This window comes from Corynebacterium faecium (genome assembly GCF_027257105.1).
GTDB lineage: Bacteria > Actinomycetota > Actinomycetes > Mycobacteriales > Mycobacteriaceae > Corynebacterium > Corynebacterium lehmanniae.
The window spans coordinates 79213-96523 of the sequence record NZ_JAPYJX010000008.1 but is presented as its reverse complement, the minus strand read 5'-3'; the positions used below and the strand labels follow the sequence as shown (position 1 = coordinate 96523).

General features: G+C 65.1%; 14 protein-coding genes and 2 tRNA genes. 13 read left to right on the top strand and 3 right to left on the bottom strand.

Going from position 1 to position 17311, the window contains the following annotated elements; all coding sequences use genetic code 11:
* Positions 1 to 98: 98 nt before the first annotated feature.
* Positions 99 to 737: a hypothetical protein gene (locus tag O5O53_RS10060; RefSeq protein WP_269511814.1), complete on the bottom strand. Its 639-nt coding sequence runs from the start codon at positions 735 to 737 to the stop codon at positions 99 to 101.
* Positions 738 to 1007: 270 nt separating this feature from the next.
* Here O5O53_RS10060 and O5O53_RS10055 point away from each other — a divergent pair, with 270 nt between their 5' ends.
* Genes O5O53_RS10055 through O5O53_RS10020 form a run of 8 tightly spaced genes read left to right on the top strand, consistent with a single transcriptional unit; the run spans position 1008 to position 10386 of the window.
* Positions 1008 to 1904 (top strand): cation diffusion facilitator family transporter, encoded by an 897-nt coding sequence (locus tag O5O53_RS10055; RefSeq protein ID WP_239305900.1) that lies wholly within the window; start codon positions 1008 to 1010, stop codon positions 1902 to 1904.
* A gap of 22 nt (positions 1905 to 1926) precedes the next feature.
* Positions 1927 to 3696 (top strand): DUF262 domain-containing protein, encoded by a 1770-nt coding sequence (locus O5O53_RS10050; protein ID WP_269511813.1) that lies wholly within the window; start codon positions 1927 to 1929, stop codon positions 3694 to 3696.
* The gene (locus O5O53_RS10045) at positions 3697 to 4554 is read left to right on the top strand and encodes a hypothetical protein (RefSeq protein WP_269511812.1); all 858 of its coding nucleotides are present in this window, start codon (positions 3697 to 3699) and stop codon (positions 4552 to 4554) included.
* A gap of 60 nt (positions 4555 to 4614) precedes the next feature.
* A complete protein-coding gene (locus O5O53_RS10040; protein WP_269511811.1) occupies positions 4615 to 5631 on the top strand; it encodes a 3-isopropylmalate dehydrogenase in 1017 nt (338 codons plus the stop codon).
* 10 nt (positions 5632 to 5641) lie between these two features.
* The gene (locus tag O5O53_RS10035; RefSeq protein ID WP_269511809.1) at positions 5642 to 7090 is read left to right on the top strand and encodes a cell wall-binding repeat-containing protein; all 1449 of its coding nucleotides are present in this window, start codon (positions 5642 to 5644) and stop codon (positions 7088 to 7090) included.
* Between the two features lie 42 nt (positions 7091 to 7132).
* On the top strand, positions 7133 to 8998 hold the full coding sequence (locus O5O53_RS10030; protein WP_269511808.1) for a DUF294 nucleotidyltransferase-like domain-containing protein: 1866 nt from the start codon (positions 7133 to 7135) through the stop codon (positions 8996 to 8998).
* A gap of 1 nt (position 8999) precedes the next feature.
* Positions 9000 to 9560, top strand: a complete 561-nt coding sequence (locus O5O53_RS10025; protein WP_269511806.1) for a 3'-5' exonuclease — start codon at positions 9000 to 9002, stop codon at positions 9558 to 9560.
* A gap of 34 nt (positions 9561 to 9594) precedes the next feature.
* On the top strand, positions 9595 to 10386 hold the full coding sequence (locus tag O5O53_RS10020; protein WP_269511804.1) for a fumarylacetoacetate hydrolase family protein: 792 nt from the start codon (positions 9595 to 9597) through the stop codon (positions 10384 to 10386).
* A gap of 5 nt (positions 10387 to 10391) precedes the next feature.
* Here O5O53_RS10020 and O5O53_RS10015 read toward each other — a convergent pair whose 3' ends face one another.
* Positions 10392 to 11507 carry an isochorismate synthase gene (locus O5O53_RS10015; RefSeq protein ID WP_269511802.1) on the bottom strand — a complete coding sequence of 372 codons (1116 nt, stop codon included), beginning with the start codon at positions 11505 to 11507 and terminating at the stop codon, positions 10392 to 10394.
* A gap of 85 nt (positions 11508 to 11592) precedes the next feature.
* Between O5O53_RS10015 and O5O53_RS10010 the strand changes: the two genes are divergently transcribed.
* Positions 11593 to 12657 (top strand): CE1 family esterase, encoded by a 1065-nt coding sequence (locus O5O53_RS10010; protein WP_269511800.1) that lies wholly within the window; start codon positions 11593 to 11595, stop codon positions 12655 to 12657.
* Between the two features lie 360 nt (positions 12658 to 13017).
* On the opposite strand, the gene O5O53_RS10005 is transcribed toward O5O53_RS10010, so the two are convergent.
* On the bottom strand, positions 13018 to 13446 hold the full coding sequence (locus O5O53_RS10005) for a hypothetical protein (RefSeq protein WP_269511798.1): 429 nt from the start codon (positions 13444 to 13446) through the stop codon (positions 13018 to 13020).
* Between the two features lie 718 nt (positions 13447 to 14164).
* On the opposite strand from O5O53_RS10005, the gene gltX reads away from it, so the two are divergent.
* From gltX to O5O53_RS09985, 4 genes are all read left to right on the top strand, one after another.
* Complete coding sequence (gene gltX, locus O5O53_RS10000; RefSeq protein WP_269511796.1) at positions 14165 to 15652, top strand: glutamate--tRNA ligase; 1488 nt, start codon at positions 14165 to 14167, stop codon at positions 15650 to 15652.
* A gap of 157 nt (positions 15653 to 15809) precedes the next feature.
* Positions 15810 to 15881 (top strand) — tRNA-Gln (locus O5O53_RS09995).
* 30 nt (positions 15882 to 15911) lie between these two features.
* A tRNA-Glu gene (locus O5O53_RS09990) sits at positions 15912 to 15984 on the top strand.
* 63 nt (positions 15985 to 16047) lie between these two features.
* The gene (locus tag O5O53_RS09985; RefSeq protein ID WP_269511794.1) at positions 16048 to 17280 is read left to right on the top strand and encodes an alpha/beta hydrolase; all 1233 of its coding nucleotides are present in this window, start codon (positions 16048 to 16050) and stop codon (positions 17278 to 17280) included.
* The last annotated feature ends 31 nt before the right edge of the window (positions 17281 to 17311 follow it).

The following is a 17311-nucleotide window of genomic DNA, read 5'->3' as shown; positions in this document are numbered from 1 at the left end:
TCTCCGCCGCGTTTTTCGTGCGCGGTCCCGCAGCAGTCCCGCATGAGAAAACCCCGCACTCCCGATTGTGGGAGACGCGGGGTGAGTTGTGTGAACGACTAGTTGGTCGCTGCAGCGCCCTCCGGAGCGCCCTCCGGTGCCAGGGTCTCGGTGATCTCGTCGACGATGTTGGTCTCGGTGACCGTCTCGTCTGCGGCATCGGCAGCGCCGGTTGCGGCGGTCTCCTCAGCGCCGTCGAGGGTGGTGGTCTCGGAGACAACCTCGGTGGCGGCGGTGGTGGTGGAGGTGACGGTCTCGCCCTCGCCGTTGTCGCCGGAGAACAGGGACCACAGCAGCCACAGCAGCAGCAGCGCGACCAGCAGGCCGAGCAGCCACTTCCACAAGCCGCTGCCGCTGTTGGACTCCTCGGTCACAGCGGTGGAGCCAGCGGTGGAGCGGGCCGGGGTGGTAGCGGTGCGCTCGGTGGTGGTGCGCTCAACGCGGACGTCCTTCTCCGGCTCGACGTTGGTGCGGTCCACATTGACGCGCTCGACGTTGGAGCGGTCGACGTTAGCGTCCTTAACTTCCTTGACACCGTCGACGTCGCCGCGGCCGCGCAGGTCGTCCAGCTTGTGCTGGCCGAAGTCCTTAGCGCCGTGGAGCTTGTCCTGGGCGTCGTGGAGCTTGTCCTCGCCGAATTCCTTAGCGTCCTTGGCAAAGTCCTTCGGGTTGCGCTTCGGATCGATGGGGTTGTTCATTGTAAATTCCTTTCGTGCTAACACAAGTGCTGGCATAACGTCTCCGTCGGACGCAGGGCTATGCCAGCATCCTCGGTGAACGACCGCCCACTGTAACAAAACTTTCGCAACCGCCGCTGCGGGATCTGTGCTGCAAGTCTCATTTTGTCCGGAGTTTCCCCTGCGCTCGTATGGTGGACGCCCCCAAGCGAAACCATTTTCAATTAGTTGTCATTAAGTGAAACGGCGCATACCGTAGGTCGTCGATAGGCAATGCGAAGGGAACCGACGATGCACGATCACGCACACCACGACCACGGCCCCGCCCACGGCACACCGCTGCGGGCGCTGGCCGCCGCGCTCGCGATCACCGGCACGGTGTTTGTCGCGGAGGTTGTCGGCGGGTTGCTCTCTGGATCGATGGCGTTGCTCGCGGACGCGATGCACATGCTTTCCGACGCCGCGGGGTTGATCATCTCCCTCATCGCCATCATCGTCGGCCAAAAGGCAGCATCCGCGACCGCCACCTATGGCAACCGGCGTGTGGAAGTGCTCGCCGCCCTGATTAACGCGGTGGCGGTGTTGAGCATCTCCGTCTGGATCGTGGTGGAGGCGGTGCGCAGACTGCGCGACCCGCAGCCGGTGGAGACGGCGCCGATGATGGTGATCGCAGTGATCGGTCTGCTTGCCAATGCGGCCTCGGCGTGGGTGCTCTCGCGCCACCGGGAGGGCTCCATTAACGTGCAGGGCGCGTACCTGCACGTGCTGGTGGACATGTTCGGCTCGGTCGCGGTGCTCGCGGCAGGCGCGGTGATCTCGCTGACCGGGTTTACCGGAGCGGATGTGGTCGCCTCTCTGGTCATCGCGGCGCTCGTGCTGCCGCGGGCGTGGCAGCTGATGGTGCGTTCCGCCCGCGTGATGCTGGAACACGTGCCGGCAGGCTTCGACGCAGACGAGGTGGAGCACGCGTTGAGGCAGGTCGAAGGGGCGATGGACACGCACGACCTGCACCTGTGGTCGCTGGACGGGGTGAGCGTGCTGGCCACAGTGCACGTGGTGGCGGCCCCCGGGGTGGACCGGGACCAGCTGCTGGACCGGGTGCAGGTCACCCTGGCGCAGCTCGGGGTAGAGCATGCGACGGTGCAGATTGAGCTGCCCGAGCACATCGGTCACGAGAAGGTGTGCTGAAACTGCACTACGCTTTGGTGCCATGGGTTTCACCACGCCGAGCTACTCACTCAAGGACTTGTTTTCCCGCGCGGGGCGGGGAGAGCTGCAGCTGCCCGATTTCCAGCGCGAGTATCTGTGGGACGTCGACAGAGTCCGCACGCTGGTGACGTCGGTGCTGCGCGGCTACCCGGTGGGCTCCTTCCTTGCCCTTGACACGCGCAACACGGAACAGCGCTTCAAGCCGCGCCCGCTCGAAGGTGTGGAGGTGCACGGCGTGGCTCCCGGGCTTCTGCTTCTGGACGGCCAGCAGCGCCTGACCTCGCTCTACCAGGCATTTAAAAAAGACGGCGAGGTCCGCACCGTGGATTACCTGGGCCGGCCGATCCGCCGCCGCTTCATGGTGGACGTGCGCGCCGCGGCGTCCGCGGACCCGATGCCGGTGGAGGCCCTGTTCGCAGTGGACGAGCAGGGGCAGGTGCGCTCCCACTTTGGCCCGGGCGTCGACGGCTACCTGAATTCGCGCGAGGCCTATATAAATAACGGAGTCATCCCGGTGAGCATGCTGCTGTGGCCGGAGGGCAACGACTTGCTCGTGGACATGGCCGCGAGCACCGAGGACGAGCAGCTGCGAGGCGCGGTTAAACGCTTTGTCAACCAGGTCATGCGGGGGCTCTCGGCTTACGACGTGCCGGTGATCCGCGTGGACCGCGAAACCACGCAGGCGGGCGTCGGCCAGATCTTCGCGTTCGCCAATTCCGCCGGCGTGCAGATGGACGTCTTCGAGCTGCTCACCGCGGTCTTCGCTTCCGAGGATCCGTCGTTCGTGCTGGCGGAGCGCTGGCGGGACACGGAGCGCAAGCTACGCGAGCACCCTGTGCTGGACAGCGTGGGGCGTGTGGAGTTCTTGCGAGCGATGTCGCTGCTGCTGACCAGCAGGAGGGGACAGGCGCGTGGCCACCGCGGCGATATTCTGGACATTTCGCTGGAGCAGTACCGGGCCCACGCAGGCGAGATGCTGGACGGCTTCCTTGCCGCCGCGGCGTTTTTGGAGGAGCGCCGTGTGGTTGCGGCTGATCAGGTGCCCTACCCGGCGCAGCTGATTCCGCTCGCGGTGATCCTGGCGCGTCTGGCGGACGAGCCTGGCGCACTGGAGCACAAGGAGGCGGCTGACAGGCTCAACCGATGGTTCTGGTGCGGCGTGTTCGGCGAGCTGTACGGCTCTCATGCGCCCACCATCCGCATTGGCCTGGACGTGACAGAGGTGACCCCGTGGGTGCGCGGCGACACCGACGAGCTGCCCCGCACAGTGGCGGACGCGCGGTTTGTCGAGTCCCGCCTGCGCAGCGCCGGACCGGACAGTGGCGTCTACCGCGGCCTGTACTCGCTGCTCATGGCGCGCGGCGCACGCGATTGGCGCACCGCCGAGCCCTTCACCGCAGAAACGGTGGGGCAGCTGCAGCCCCGCTTCCGGCAGGTGTTCCCGACTGAATACTTGGCGGTCACCGGTGCGCTGGATAATGACCCGGAGCTGGCCGAATCGGTGCTCAACCGCACCCCGATGGGGCGGCGCACCGACGTGGTTATCGAACGCAACGAGCCGAAGCGCTACCTGCCCCGCCTGCAGTCGAAGTCCCTGCTGGAAGACGACGAGTTCGACGCAATGCTTGCGGGCCACGAGATGGATCCGGAGCTCCTTCTCGCCTCCGACTGGGAAGGCTTTGTCAGGGACAGGCGCGAGCGCTTCGTGGGCATGATCGAGTACGCCATGGACCGTGCTGCCGAGCGGGACTGGGAGCCGGGCGAGGCGTAAGTGGCGAAAACGAGAACTCTCGCGGGTGCGGCCGCCGTGCTCGCCGCCTCCGCGATGCTGACTTCGTGTGCGCCCGAGGCGCAGTTAAGCCCGCTCGAGCGCGCCCGCGGCGTGAACCAGTCCAAGCACGTGGGAAAGCTGTTCGCGGAAGAACCGGAAGTCGTCGACGATGTGCTGGGCATCAAGACCACCAAGCTGTTTTTCCCGTCCTCGGAAACGCTGGTGCTCAGCGACGCGTCGATTGAGGCGCAGCTGCGCGCGGCGTCCATCGCGGTGACCACAAACGCGCCGATGATGGTGTACGAGCCCGCCCGCCACGCCGAGTACGTGCAGATGATCGCGGATATGCACACTGTCAACGTGCTCACGGTCGGGGACGTGGCCATCGCGCCGTCGTCAGGCGCAGTGAGCGTGCGACGGGACCCTGGCGGGCTGCGGGCGCTGGGGCAGATGACGGCGCTGCGGTACCAGGAGCGCACGGTTTCCACCCCGCAGGATGCGGTGCGGGCGGTCTCCGGGCTGTACCAGCGCGAGCCCACGTGGCTGCGGGCGGAATGGGCGGATCCGGTGGTGCTGCCCGCGGCGAAGCCCGAGCCGTTTCCCATTCAATCCCGCCGCGACGCGAACATGGCGCCGCGCGTGGTTGCCACCTGGGAGTCGTCGATTCCGTCCGTCGCAAATGCGCGCAGTTACGGCGCTGAGGTGACTGTTGTGCCGCTGTCTGACCCTCGCGCCAGCGAGCAGACGTTGTTCGCCATGGCAGGTTTGGCGGAGCGGCCACTGGTGGCGCTGGGCAGCCAGTTCGGCACATCGGAGGACCTAGCTGGCCGGATCCGGGAGGCGGAAGCGGCGTACTAGCGCCGCGCGAGGTGTTAGTCTGGGGCTGTTTTCTACTATGTGAGAAGAAGGTTTCAGAATATGAAAATTGCAGTACTCGCAGGCGACGGCATCGGCCCGGAAGTGATGGCGCAAGGCCTCAAAGTCCTGCGCACAGTCCGCGATGACGTGGAGACCACCGAGTTCGACCTCGGCGCCCGCCGCTACCTGCGAAACGGCGAGCTGCTCACCGATGCGGACCTGGACGCGCTCAAAGATCACGACGCCATCCTGCTCGGCGCGATCGGCGACCCGGAGCGCGTTCCAGCCGGCGTGCTCGAGCGCGGCCTGCTCTTGCCGCTGCGCTTCAAGCTGGACCACTACGTCAACCTGCGCCCGTCGCGGCTGTATCCGTCGTCAGTCAGCCCCCTGGCCAACCCCGGCGCCATCGACTTCGTGGTGGTGCGCGAGGGCACCGAGGGGCTCTACGCCGGCAACGGAGGCACCCTGCGGCAGGGCACCGAGCACGAGGTGGCCTCCGAGGTTTCCCAGAACACCTACCACGGTGTTTCGCGCGTGGTGCGCTACGCGTTCGAGCTGGCGATGGCGCGCCGCAAGAAGCTCACCCTGGTGCACAAGACCAACGTGCTGGTCAACGCAGGCGGGCTGTGGCAGCGCGTCGTCGACGAGGTCGCGGCCGAGTTCCCGGAGGTCGAGGTGGACTACAACCACATCGACGCTGCGACGATCTACATGGTCCAGGACCCGCAGCGCTACGACGTCATCGTCACCGACAACCTCTTCGGCGACATCCTCACGGACCTCGCGGGCGCCGTCGCCGGTGGCGTGGGACTCGCCAGCTCCGGCAACATCAACGCGGCCAAGGAGTTCCCTTCCATGTTCGAGCCGGTCCACGGCTCCGCCCCGGACATCGCCGGCCAGGGCATTGCGGATCCCACCGCCATGATTTTGTCGGTGGCGATGATGCTGCGCTTCCTTGGCGACGAGGACAACGCCGCGCGCATCGAGGACGCCGTCGAGCGCGATGTGGCGGAGCGCGGCGACGCGAAGGTGCGAACCGCCGAAGTGGGTGACAGGATCGCCGCTGCCCTGAAGTAGGGTTGTGCGCATGCATGTGACCCGCACGATTCCCGCCGTTTTGACCGCAACCGCACTGGTGTTGACCAGCTGCAGCAGCACAGAGGGCGGGATCGGCGCACCGGCCGCGCTCGAAACCAACGGCGACGAGGTGATCCAGGACGCCGACGGCACCGGTGCAGAGGTCTCGCAGCGCCTCTTCGAATCTTCGGAGACCGTCGTGGTCTCCGCCAAGGAGCGCGATCAGCAGCTCAAGGCTGCGGCGATTGCGGTCAAGCTCGGGGCGCCGATGCTCGTGCGTCTCGACGGCGCCGATGCCGCCGTCGACGCTGAAGTCGAGCGCCTGGGCGCCACGCGCGTGATCAACGTGCCGGGCGACGAAGAGGAAGCTGAGGCGGTCGCCTCCGCCGAGCCGGCTGGGGATGCCGCAGCCATCGCCGCGCTGGAGCCGGAGCACCCGAGCGAGCTGACCATGCCGCCGGTGTTCGCCACCGCGCTGTCCTCGCGCGCCTCCGTCGCCACTGCGCGTGCGGCCGGTGCGGACGTGCAGGTGCTGGCGGCACCGGACCCGCGCGCCACGGCGGACAGCATGCGCACGGTCACCGAGCAGGACACCCTCGCGCTGGGCCGCCAGTGGGGCGACAACGAGAACTTCCAGGCTCGTGCGGCGCTCGCAGGCAACGGTGAACTGCCGGGCGGCGGCGGCCTGGTGTTCCCGGGCCGCCGCATGGTGGCGCTCTACGGCCACCCCTACGGGCCTGATCTGGGCGTGATGGGGGAGCAGGATCCGGCGGCCTCGGTGGAGTTGGCCAAGAAGTACGCCGAGGACTACACGCCGTATAGCGACGAGCCGGTCGTCCCCGCCTTCGAGATCATCGCCACCGTTGCCTCCGGCGGGCCGGGCGACGACGGCAACTTCTCCAACGAAACGCCGATGGAGGACCTCGTCCCCTACGTCGACGCCATTGTGGATGCTGGCGGCTACGCCGTGATCGACCTGCAGCCGGGCCAGGGCAGCTTCCTCGAGCAGGCCAAGATCTACGAGGAGCTGCTCAAGCGCCCGAACGTGGGTCTCGCGCTGGACGCCGAGTGGAAGCTCAACCCGGGCGAGGAGCCGCTGTCGCGCATCGGCAGCGCAACTTCGGGCGAGATCAACGAGGTGGCGGATTGGCTCGCCCAGCTCGTCCGCGACAACAACCTGCCGCAGAAGGCGATGATCCTGCACCAGTTCAACGTGGCCATGTACCCGGACCGCGAAAACATTGTCACCGGTCAGCCGGAGCTCGCCTGGGTCCTGCACGCCGACGGCCACGGCGGCCCGGAGCAGAAGTTCGACACTTGGAACGTGCTGCGCGAGGGCCTGGACCCGAACTTCTTCATGGCGTGGAAGAACTTCTTCGACGAGGATTTCCCGACGTTTACCCCGGAGCAGACCTACCGCGACGTCAACCCGCGTCCGTGGTTTGTCAGCTACCAGTAAAAACCGCCGGTATCGGGCATCACGCCACGATATTCTTGCTCCATGAGTGTGGAGCTTGAAGAGGTCTGCGGTTTTCTCGCCCAGCACGAGCCGTTCTCGACGCTGCCCGAGGCCACCCTCCGCGCCCTGCCCGCCCAGATGGGCATCACCTACGTCCGCCGCGGCCAGGCCGTGGTGGAGGTGGGCCAGCCCAACGACACGCTCTATGTCATCCGCTCCGGCGCGGTGGACGTCGTCAGCGAGGACGACCTCTTGCTGGACCGGCGCGAGGCCGGCCTGAACTTCGGCTACTCCACGCTGGTGGGCGAGCGCGAATCCGCCTACCTCATGCAGGCGGTGGAAGACAGCATCCTGCTCATGCTCCCGCGCGAGGCGTTCCTCCAACTGCTGGAGCAATTTCCGGACATGGGGCGGTACTTCCAAACTGCTTCGCGCCGCGTGCGCGCCGCCGCCGAGGAAGTGCGCGACAGCGGCGCCACCGATGTGCTCCGCACCCCGCTGCGCGAAATCTTCGCCGGGCGGGAGCCGGTGACGCGTGGCAAGCACGTGAGCATCGCCGAGGCCGCCCGAACGATGGGCGAGGAGGGCATCAGCAGCCTGATCATCACCGACGGGCAGGAGGTCGCCGGCATCATCACTGACGCCGACATGCGCTCGCGCGTGGTCGCCGGCGGCGTGGACACGTCGAGGCCCGTGGCGGATGTGATGACCAGCCCGGTGCGCACCATTCAACCCAACGCGCTGGTGTTTGAGGCGATGCTGACCATGAGCGAGTTGGGCATCCACCACCTGCCGGTGGCCGGCGACAACCAAGTGGTGGGCGTGGTCACCGCCGCGGACATCATGCGCCAGCTCCAGGCGGACCCGATCTACCTGGCGGCGGACGTGGCACGGGCGTCGCTGGATGAGCTGGAGGGCGCCTACCGTGACGCGGCACGTGTCGCGGTGCGGTTTTTCGAGCGCGGCGCGTCTGCGGCCGAGACGCAGCGGTTGCTCACCTCGATCGCGGATGCGGTGGCGAAGAGGTTGGGCACTTTAGCCGTCGAGAAGCTTGGGCCCCCGCCTGTGCCGTTCGCGTTTGTGGCGGTGGGATCGCAGGCGCGCGGGGAGATGGGCCCGGCCAGCGACCAAGACAACGCGCTCGTGCTCGCCGACGCGTACGACGCCGCCCAGCACGGCGAGTACTTTGCCGAGCTCAGCGCGTTCGTCTGCGAGGGGCTCGCCCGCGCCGGCCAGGAGTTGTGCCCGGGCGAGATGATGGCGTCTTCGCCGCAGTGGCGGATGACGGAAAGCGAGTGGGGCCGCACCTTCCACGGCTGGGTCACCGCGCCGAAGCCGGACGCGCTACTTAACGCGCAGGTGTTTTTCGATTTCCGCGCCGTCTTCGGTTTCGGCGAGGGCTGGCAGGACATGGCCGTGCGGGTGCGCTCTGGCGCGCTGGCGTCCGCGCACGGCTCGCGCCGCCTGCACACGCACCTGGCCGCGCTGGCCACGTTCCGCGAGCCGCCGGTGGGCTTCTTCCGCGGATTCGTGCTCGAGCGCAGCGGCGAATACGCCCACACGCTGGACATCAAGCGCGGCGGCACCGCGGCGGTGGTGCAGATGGCGCGCCTGTACGCCATCGCGGCCGGGGTGGACGAGGTGGACACCATCGCGCGCCTGCGCGGCGCCGCCGGCGGGCCGGTCTCTGAGAAGGGCGCGGCGGATCTCCTGGACGCCTACGAGTATTTGGCCGACCTGGCCATGCGCCACCAGGCCGCACAGGTGCGCGCGGGCGAGGCGCCGAACTACCGCATCGACCCGAAGCAGCTGCCCGAGCGCGACCGCGCAGCACTTCGCGACGCGTTCGGGGTGATCAAGTCGTTGCAGAACGCGCTTTCCACCGCGTACCCGACCAGGGCGGTGTGACATGCTGTTCGGGCCGAAGAGGCGGCAGCTAATCGACGACGCCTTGCTCGCCGTGGACGTCGAAACCACGGGCCTGAAGCCAGTGCACTCGCAACTGGTGTCCGTGGGGTGGGTGCCGGTCAACGGCCGAGTGATCGACCTCTCCGGCGCGGAGTACTTCGTGCTACGCGGCGCGGACGTGGGGGAGTCCGCCACCCTGCACGGGGTAACCGACGACGACGTGGCGTCGCTGGGCAGGGAGCCCGCAGAGGTGCTCGACGCGTTCCTGGCGGCGCTTGAGGGGCGGAAGCTGCTCGCGCACTTCACACAGATGGAAACCGGGTTTCTGGGCAAGCTGCACCAGGATGTGCGGGGCACCAAGTGGCGGCTGCACGACAGTGAGGTGGTGGACACCTTTGTGATGGAGCGGCGCCACATGGAGCGCATGGGCACCTACCCGCGCGGCGAGGACCTGCGCTTGCCCAGGGTGCGGCAGCGCTATAACCTGCCGGCGTACGCGAACCACAACGCGTTGACCGACGCGGTGGCGTGCGCCGAGCTCTATCTCGCTCTAACCGGGTAACGCCACTTTTGCAATTGGTTGTATGCTCTGTCACATGCGTTTTGGACGAATTGCAACACCTGAAGGAATGACATTCGCCGTCATCGACGACGAGGGAACAACCGCAAAAGCCATCGCTGGCACCCCGTTCACCGACCCCGAGTACACCGGCAAAGAGTACGCGCTTGAGGACGTCCGCCTGCTCGCCCCGACGCTGCCGTCGAAGGTGGTGGCAGTGGGCCGCAACTACGCCGACCACGTGGCGGAGGTGTTCAAGCAGTCCTCAGAGCACCTGCCACCGACGATCTTCATCAAACCGTCCACGGCTGTGGTGGGCCCCGGCGCCGCCATCAAGATCCCGGAGTACGCCACCGGAGTGGAGTTTGAGGGCGAGCTCGCGCTCGTCGTTGGCGTCCCTTGCAAGAATGTCAAGGCTGCAGACTGGAAGTCTGTCATCCGCGGCGTGACCATCATCAACGACGTGTCGTCCCGCGACCTGCAGTTCGCAGACGGCCAGTGGGCCCGCGCGAAAGGCATCGACACCTTCGGTCCCATCGGCCCATGGATTGAAACGGACCTGGAGAAGTTCGACTTTGCCAACCTGCCCATCAAGGCGCACCACACCCACAACGGCGTCACCGAGACCAAGCAGGACTCCAACTCCAACCAGATGATCAAGTCCGTCGGCGAGATGATGGAGTGGGTCTCCGAATCCTTCACGCTGCTGCCTGGCGACGTCATCGCCACCGGCTCGCCCGCCGGCACCGCGGAGATGGTGCCGGGCGACTACATCGAGGTGGAGATCCCCGGCATCGGCAAGCTGGGCAACCCGGTCGAGCGGGCGTAGGGCGCTTACAGGCCGAGTGCGCGCATGATGGTGCGCAGTTTGGCGGAGGTCTCGTCGAGCTCTGCCTGCGGGTCCGAGTAGGCGGTCAGGCCTCCGCCCGCCCAGGCGCGTGCCCGGGTTCCGTCGGCGTTGACCTCGGCGCAGCGGATAGCCACCATGTACTCGCCGTCGCCGGCCGCGTCCGTGTATCCCACCGCGCCGGCGTAGAACCCGCGGTCCGACTCTGCGGTGGTGATCAGCGCCTCTGCCGCTGCTTGCGGGGTGCCGCAGACCGCCGGGGTGGGGTACAGGCTTAAGGCGAGATCGAGCGCGCTCGGCGCGGGGTCTTTCAGCACGCCCTCGATCGGTGTGGCCAGGTGCCACATCTCGCTGGTCTTTTCCAGCCTTGGCAGATCGGGGACGTTTAGCTCGCTGCACAGCGGCGCCAGGATGCGCCGGATGTGGTCGACCACGAAGCGGTGCTCGTCTAAGTCTTTCGCAGAATCGCGCAGTGAGTTGGCCGCGGCCTGGTCTGCTTCCTGGTCGCCGGGGACGCGGGCGGCGGAGCCGGCCAAGGGGAACGACCAGACTCGGTTGCCGCGCCGGCGCACCAGCACCTCTGGCGAGGACCCCACGAGGAAATGCCCCGTGCGTCCCGACGGCGTGAGGTCCGCGATGAACCCGTCCTGCGTGTACGACAGGTCGATCAGTCGCGCCGCGACCAAGCGGGGGTCCACCGGCGGGTCAAAGGCGATGTCTACCGCACGCGCCAGCACTACTTTGTCCAGGGCGGAGCTTTGGATTGTCGAGATGGCGGCTTCGACTCGGCGCAGGTGTTCGGCCGGGGACGGGTCAACGTCGATAAGCATTGCGTTGAGCTTGGAACCCTCGCCGACGCGGTAGTACGGGTGCGGCTCCAGCGCACCCGGCTCGCGGATGATGTGCTCGGGGACCGTGAGTGCCGCTGGGCAGTCATGGTCGAAGGGGAGGGCGCCGACAACCATTTCTTCCTCGCCGCGCGCGATCGCGTCCGCGGCCTCCCACGCGTCGTCGAAGGTGCGGAGTGCACCTTGGGTGCGCACGGAGCCGTCGCCACGCGAGAGCAGAAAGTCTGGGGCGCTATCGGGTCTGGAAGTGGGCATGTGACGATACTTTAACGAACCTTAGTTTGTGCACGCACGTCTGCATTGCTTGCCGCTACATAAAGGCGGGGTTAATGTGGCCGGTGTGAAAATTGTGAAAAGTCTTGCAGGTGGTTTCGCTGCCTTGCTCATCGCAGGTAGTGCGGTCGCTCCGGTGCAGGCCGGGGCCCAAGATATGTCGTCCCAAATCAACGGACAGGTCAACCGTGCGATCAACGACGCTAACCGCGCCGCCACCGACGCTGTGAACGGCGCTGTGAATCAGGCCAACGCCGAGTGGAACAAGTTCGTCCAAATGGCCAACGACACCATCCCCGGCAGCTCGTCTCTTCCGCGCAATCCGTTGCCCGCGCCTGCACCGGTGCCTGGGCCCTGGGCACCACAAGCACCCGCGCCAGTGGCTAACGGCACTAACGGCGAAATCCACGCCGCCGGACGCAGCTACCTCATCTGGGTGCCGCCAGGCTACAACCCGGCGAACCCGACGCCAGTGATGGTCGGCTACTCCGCCTACCAAGACTCCACCGAGAACTTCCGCAACTACTCCCGACTGCGCGAATCCTCCGTCGGGCGCGATGCCATCATCGTCTACCCGCGCGCCATCGGTGCGTCCTGGGAAGGCTCGCCGACCGCAGCCACCCGGCCCGGGCAAGACATCGCCTACGTGCGCGCAATGATCAACGACGTGCAGCGCTACTACAACATCGACCGCCGCCGCATCTACGCCACCGGCATGTCCACCGGCGGCGGCATGGCAGCAGTCTCCGCTTGCCACATGGCAGACCTTTTCGCCGGCGTCGCAGGCGTATCCGGTGCGTACTACGCGCCGGTGAACCGCGGCTGCCAGAACCTGCCCATCGCATTCATGGCCCTGCACGGCATGAACGACACCCTCACCCCGTACTACGGAACCACCCGTCGCGGCCAACGCGTTCTACCGGTTCCGGAGCTGTTCGGCTCCTACGCCCTCCGCAATGGCTGTGGCCCCGGCCTCAACCGCGCCCCGCTGCATAACGCTACCCGCGTCTCCGCCCGTGGCTGCCGCAAGGGCGTCGAAGTGATCCAGGTGCACGGCTCCAACCACTACTGGTGGTACTCGCCGTCCGCTGCCGACGAAATGTGGGCGTTCCTCTCCCGCCACTCCAAGTAGCCCACCACCTCAGCGCCTCCCGGGGCGCGACCCGGGGCGCCTGTCAAGGCGCGGTTTTGTAAAACTCGGCCACAGTGGTGAGGGGGAGCTGGGGGTATTGGGTTTTGGGTTTTGTTTAAGGCCGAGTTTTACAAAACCATGTTGTGCCGGTTCTGCGGCCGCATAATGTTGTGCCGGTTCTGCGGCCGCATAATGTTGTGCCGGTTCTGCGGCCGCATAATGTTGTGCCGGTTCTGCGGCCGCATAATGTTGTGCCGGTTCTGTCCCGGGGGTGTTGCTGCTTCTTACTTTCGACTCGGTGTAAAGCAGACGCAAAGTCTAGGGTGGCCAGCTTAGCAAGGTGAATAGGGGTGACTACCCCTATTGGTAGATGCATTGCTCAATTTCATGACCGGTTTCGCTGACACGAATACCGCGTGTGCGGCTTGGGAACTTCGCAGGGATCCCTGGCTCGAAATCAATTTCAAGTTTTGCTGATAATAGTCGCACCGCATCATCGACTTCATTGGGATCACAGGGAACATCAGCAACAGTTACGAAGAAGAATACTGAGTACTCCGCTTCCTCTTCCGGGCTTAGCTCCTCGCTCGGTGGGATGATCTCTGACAGGAGGAGTTCAAAAGTTGGTTCACTGTGTCCAGCTTGGTATGCCTGTTCAGACGAGAAGTGCACTCTGTTTTTCTCGCGCACTACATCGACGCATCTTTGGTGCCTTGCTTTTGCTTCATCAAGTTGGTCGTACCGACACACGAATTTTGTGAAAAAACACCACGTAGATGTCTCATCCATAATGTTTCCTTATCTGCACGTCGATTTATTTCGGGGCGTGGTCGTCTCTATCCGTTCACCTGAACTAGAAGCGTGTCCGAGGGTAACGAAGAGGGGGGGATAGATAAATCTAGACAATGTAAGTTTCATTGCTCGCCACTTTTCCGGAGGGTCTCCCTCGTTATATCCAATTGCAACTCGTGGTGGCACCATTTCCATCTCAAGTTTGTACAGAAAAGAGATTGACTCCAGTGGCAACTATCGGGTCGTCCGCGCCTATTTCGAGCTGAGCATGTTACGGGACAGGTAGCCGAAACCGTAGGTATCGAGCGGGCATTTTTCAAAACGGTGACCGCCTCGTCGAGTTCTTTCGGCATTCGCAGGGCTTTGGATTCTGACAGGCTAGCCGCCGAATCGGAGTCGATTGCGTGCTCTCTGCGCGTGATCGGCGCTCGAGTAGTAAGGGAAGGATGGGCCGTGACGGAGTTTCGGCACCGCCACATCGATCGTTCGTGACAGGCTCTTGCGGTTGCGGTAGCGGCACCAGTTGCGGTGGGGCACGCCCTAGAGAATGAGGCGTCGCCGTATTGCGCGCCGTTGGCAGGGTCAGTTTGGACGCAGGAGGATCTAGTTGAGTTGACTTGTCCAATCGGGGGGTCTCGAGTCAGTTGAACTTTCAAATACTGGTGCACCGGAGGACGTCGATAAGCAAGGGGCTCTGCGCGCTACGATTGCGCACATGACTGACTCTTCAATGCGCGTACGTTTTTGCCCGTCACCAACCGGAACCCCGCACGTGGGCATGGTGCGCACGGCACTGTTCAACTGGGCGCAGGCGCGCCACTCCGGCGGCACGTTTGTGTTCCGCATCGAGGACACGGATGCCGCGCGTGACTCGGAGGAGAGCTACCAGGCGATCATCGAGTCGCTGGAGTGGCTGGGCCTGACCTGGGACGAAGGCATCAACGTGGGTGGCCCGCACGAGCCGTACCGCCAGTCCCAGCGCTCCGAGATTTACACGGACGTGCTGAACAAGCTCATTGAGGCCGGCGAGGTGTATCCGGCGTACTCCACCAACGAAGAGGTCCAGGAGCGCCACAAGGCCGCCGGCCGCGACCCGCAGCTGGGCTACGACAACTTCGACCGCGACCTGACGCAGGAGCAGATCGACGCGTTCGAGGCGGAAGGCCGCAAGCCGGTGTGGCGCCTGCGCATGCCGGACCAGGACTGGACCTGGAATGACCTGGTGCGCGGCGAGGTGATGTTCAAGTCCGAGACGCAGCCGGACTTCGTTGTCGCGCGCTCCAACGGCGCGCCGCTGTACACGCTGGTCAACCCTGTCGACGACGCGCTGATGGGCATCACCCACGTCCTGCGCGGCGAGGACCTGCTGTCGTCCACCCCGCGTCAGATGGCACTGTACGAGGCGCTCAAGCGCGTCGGCGTGGCCGAGTTCACCCCGGAGTTCGGCCACCTGCCGTTCGTGATGGGCCAGGGCAACAAGAAGCTGTCCAAGCGCGACCCGGAGTCCAACCTGTTCAACCACCGGGACAACGGCATCATCCCGGAGGGCATGATCAACTACCTGGCGCTTTTGGGCTGGTCGCTGTCCGCGGACCAGGACATCTTCAGCGTCGACGAGTTTGTCAAGGCCTTCGACGTCAACGACGTGCTGGGCAACCCGGCCCGCTTCGACCAGAAGAAGCTTGAGGCCATCAACGCCGACCACATCCGCCTGCTGGAACCGGAGGACTTCCGCGACCGTCTGCGCGCCTACCTGACCGAGCACACCGACTTTCCGGAGGATTACCCGGCGGACAAGTTCGCCGTCGCTGCGGACCTGGTGCAGACGCGCATCAAGGTGCTGTCCGAGGGCTACAACCTGCTGAAGTTCCTCGTCACCGCCGACGAGGACCTGGAGCTGGACGAGAAGAGCGCGAAGAAGAACCTCAAGGACACCGCCATCGAGCCGCTGGACGCGGGCATCGCCGCGTTGGAAGCGGTGGAGGAGTGGACCACCCCGAACATCGAGGCGGCGTTGAACAAGGCGCTTATCGACGACCTCGGCTTGAAGCCGCGCGTCGCATTCGGTGCCCTGCGCGTCGGCGCAACCGGTGCTGCAGTGTCCCCGCCGCTGTTCGAGTCCATGGAGCTGCTGGGACGCGAGTCCACGCTGAAGCGCCTCCGTGCCGCTCGAGAGGTGACTCCCTACCAGGCAGCGGAGTAGTTACAACGCTGTTGTTATAGCGCAACAAAGGCCGCCGCGATTTGCGCGGTGGCCTGCGGATTTGGTTGCTTTAGCTATCCATGGTTATAGTAATCCACGTTGTTCAGCAGACAGGCGCAACACCGAGAGGGAAAGCGCAGGTCAGACTGGAAAACGATGGCCTATGGTGTAATTGGCAACACAACGGTTTCTGGTACCGTCATTCTAGGTTCGAGTCCTGGTAGGCCAGCTGCAGAGCTTGTAAGTTCTGTGTCCTAATGCCCCGTTCGTCTAGCGGCCTAGGACGTCGCCCTCTCACGGCGGTAACACGGGTTCAAATCCCGTACGGGGTACAACGCAAAACCTCCGATCCAGCAAATGGGTCGGAGGTTTTTCGCTTCCGGTACTGTGAGCGCATGGTTTGGAAGTTGTCGTCGCTGTTCAGCGGTGAAATTCGTCAGGGTGGATCCAGTCTCATCGACGCGTTTAGTGTGCCGGCGGCAGCGTCGAGCCTGTCGTCTTCGATTCCACTGCTCGCAGTGCCGGCGCTGTTCCTCGCGACGCTGGGCGGGGGTGTCTTCGGCGCGCCGCTCTATGAGGGGTCGACGGCAAGCGGGTCGTCGATAGGCGATGGCTCCAGCAACGTCGCCGAGACGTTCCCGGAACCGGACGCCAAGCCCGCGACCCTGAAATCAGTGACGCACATTGAAAACGACGTCTACGAGGTCGTCGTGTACTCGCCATCGATGGATAGAGAGGTCAAAAACGAGGTAATCCTGCCCGGCGGGCCGGATAACGACACTCCGCGGCCCACGTTTTACCTGCTGATGGGTGCGGACGGTGCCGCCAACGGCTGGTCCTGGCGCAACTCGTCCGATTATCAGGAGTTCTTCCAGGACAAACTGGTCAATGTGGTCACTCCGATCGGCTCAGTCTCCTCAATGCAGGCTGACTGGTACCGCGAGGACGATGCGACGGGGCGCAACAAGTGGCTCACGTACTTCACCAAAGAGCTGCCTCCGCTTATGGACGAGCAGTTCCACGGCACCGGCACCGACGCCATCGCGGGCATTTCCATGTCTGGCGGGCCGGCACTCAATATTGCGTCGTTGGAACCGGAGCGGTTTGCCGCCGCGGCGTCGTACTCCGGGTGCCCGGCCACCTCCGGTGTCCTTGGCGACACATACGTGCGCCAGGCCTTGAAGCTCAACGGGGCGGATCCCCGCAAGATGTGGGGTATGTCCTCCAACCCGGCGTGGATGGCGCACTCACCCGTGCTGCACCTCGATGCGCTGGAAAACACGAAGTTGTTCATTTCCGCCGCGCAGGGAGTGCCCGGTGCGATCGACGACACAAAGACGTCCTCCGAACGCATAGGTCCGCCCGTGGCGATTGAGTCGGCGTCGTACGCGTGCTCTGAATACTTCGTGGATAGGGCGCAGCGCGCCGGCCTGGACGTGCAGTGGTATCCGCAGGTGGAGGGCACGCACAGTTGGGGTCTGTTTGAGAAGTCCATGCGCAAAAGCTGGTCGGTGATCGGCCCGGCGCTCGACGTACAGCCCTTCGAGCGGGAGACCCCGGTGACGAAGACGCCGGTTCCGGAGGAGGCGCCGCAGCCTGTCGGTGGGTCTGCAGGGTCGAGTGGGTAGCAACTGGCGCTGCTGTTCGGCGAGCGTGCAG

Coding starts and splice junctions, on each gene's coding strand:
- O5O53_RS10060 (WP_269511814.1), bottom strand. CDS start 737: ATGAACAACCCCATCGATCCGAAGCGCAACCCGAAGGACTTTGCCAAG.
- O5O53_RS10055 (WP_239305900.1), top strand. CDS start 1,008: ATGCACGATCACGCACACCACGACCACGGCCCCGCCCACGGCACACCG.
- O5O53_RS10050 (WP_269511813.1), top strand. CDS start 1,927: ATGGGTTTCACCACGCCGAGCTACTCACTCAAGGACTTGTTTTCCCGC.
- O5O53_RS10040 (WP_269511811.1), top strand. CDS start 4,615: ATGAAAATTGCAGTACTCGCAGGCGACGGCATCGGCCCGGAAGTGATG.
- O5O53_RS10035 (WP_269511809.1), top strand. CDS start 5,642: ATGCATGTGACCCGCACGATTCCCGCCGTTTTGACCGCAACCGCACTG.
- O5O53_RS10030 (WP_269511808.1), top strand. CDS start 7,133: ATGAGTGTGGAGCTTGAAGAGGTCTGCGGTTTTCTCGCCCAGCACGAG.
- O5O53_RS10025 (WP_269511806.1), top strand. CDS start 9,000: ATGCTGTTCGGGCCGAAGAGGCGGCAGCTAATCGACGACGCCTTGCTC.
- O5O53_RS10020 (WP_269511804.1), top strand. CDS start 9,595: ATGCGTTTTGGACGAATTGCAACACCTGAAGGAATGACATTCGCCGTC.
- O5O53_RS10015 (WP_269511802.1), bottom strand. CDS start 11,507: ATGCCCACTTCCAGACCCGATAGCGCCCCAGACTTTCTGCTCTCGCGT.
- O5O53_RS10005 (WP_269511798.1), bottom strand. CDS start 13,446: ATGGATGAGACATCTACGTGGTGTTTTTTCACAAAATTCGTGTGTCGG.
- gltX (WP_269511796.1), top strand. CDS start 14,165: ATGACTGACTCTTCAATGCGCGTACGTTTTTGCCCGTCACCAACCGGA.
- O5O53_RS09985 (WP_269511794.1), top strand. CDS start 16,048: ATGGTTTGGAAGTTGTCGTCGCTGTTCAGCGGTGAAATTCGTCAGGGT.